Consider the following 610-nt stretch of genomic DNA (forward strand, 5'->3'; position numbering starts at 1 on the left):
ATACGTGGCCAGGTCCGCGAGGATCCGCCCGACCGTCGGCGTGAACTTGAACCCGTGCCCGCTGAAGCCCGCGCCGACCGTGACCGGTCCGACCCTGTCGAGCACGAAGTCCTCGTCTGCCGTGGTCGTGTATGTGCAGCTGACCGGCTCGAGGACGTCGGCATCGGCACCCGGCAACCACTCGCGCACGTAGCGCTGCAGGGCCGCGAGCTGCACGGGCTCGGGCAGGAAGCTGCGTCGGTCCGGATCGGTGACCGGACCGACACCGTGCCAGCCGGCCTTGATCCCCTCTCCCGGGGTGCGCATGCCGTAGACCGGGGAGTACCAGTAGCCGTACCGCGGGTCCGTGGTGTCGCGGGCGTGGTTGAAGCCGGGCCAGTCCTGGGCCGCCGCGTCGCGCTGGGCGAAGTGCGCCGGCTGCTCCTGGGTCACCCGAAGCCGCGGCACCGCGAGCACCCCGGTGAGCAGGCCGGAGGTCCACGCGCCGACCGTGACGACGACGTGTCGCGCTTCGATGACGCCGGTCTCCGTCGTCACGCGCACCCGGTCGTCCCCGAGCACGTCGACCCGCAGCACCCGCACACCGTTCCGAACCTCGGCCCCTGCTGCG

At 72.1% G+C, this 610-nt stretch carries 1 protein-coding gene; it reads right to left on the bottom strand.

Annotation, left to right across the window (positions count from 1 at the left end; translation table 11 throughout):
- A partial coding sequence (locus tag QN357_RS19190) for an FAD-dependent oxidoreductase (RefSeq protein ID WP_323505424.1) occupies window positions 1-610 on the bottom strand: 610 nt, incomplete at both ends.

It is taken from the genome of Cryobacterium sp. RTC2.1 (genome assembly GCF_035018685.1).
Taxonomy (GTDB): Bacteria; Actinomycetota; Actinomycetes; order Actinomycetales; family Microbacteriaceae; genus Cryobacterium; species Cryobacterium glucosi.